The organism is Weissella oryzae SG25 (assembly GCF_000691805.2).
GTDB lineage: Bacteria > Bacillota > Bacilli > Lactobacillales > Lactobacillaceae > Weissella > Weissella oryzae.
In genome coordinates this window covers 1-553 of sequence record NZ_DF820528.1, presented here as the reverse complement: position 1 = coordinate 553, position 553 = coordinate 1, and the positions used below count along the sequence as shown (strand labels likewise).

At 39.8% G+C, this 553-nt stretch carries 1 protein-coding gene; it reads right to left on the bottom strand.

Annotated elements, in window-relative coordinates; genetic code table 11:
- Window positions 1-525, bottom strand: a 525-nt coding sequence (locus tag TT13_RS11480) for a collagen-like triple helix repeat-containing protein (RefSeq protein ID WP_190279684.1), incomplete at its 3' end; no start/stop codon positions are given.
- Window positions 526-553: the final 28 nt, after the last annotated feature.

Here is a 553-nt window from a genome sequence, read left to right as displayed (position 1 = left end):
TCCTGGTTCACCTGGGTCTCCCTTATCGCCTTGTTTTCCTGGTGGTCCAGGTTCTCCTTGCTCACCTTGCAAAGATTTAAGCCATTCTTCTTCGGTACCTGTGAAACCGTCATTTAAAGCTACCTGATATGCTGAATCACCATCTTTGCCTTTAGCAATCGCATTAATTTTAGCATCTACATACTTAGTAACCTGTTCAATAACCGAATCAATAGTTATCTGCGGGACTAGCTTTCCATTGATCTCTTTAAGATTTTTAACAACTTGAAAACCCATCGCTCCCTCAGAAGGATAAATTGCTACTTCATTATTGGCGTCTGTCACGCAAACTTCAAATTGATAAGTATTATCCGTGGTCAACTGTTCCAGCAACTTATCTGTAAATTTCATGGTGATAACATCATCATTTACCATAGGCGTAATTGTAAATAAGTAGCCGCTTGAATTAGCGATATTCACAGTAACTGTTTTATCAGTCAAACTCTGGTTTTCACCGTCGGAAACTAAACGGAAACTAAAGGCCATAGCAGTGTCGGCTACTTTGTTAGTATGG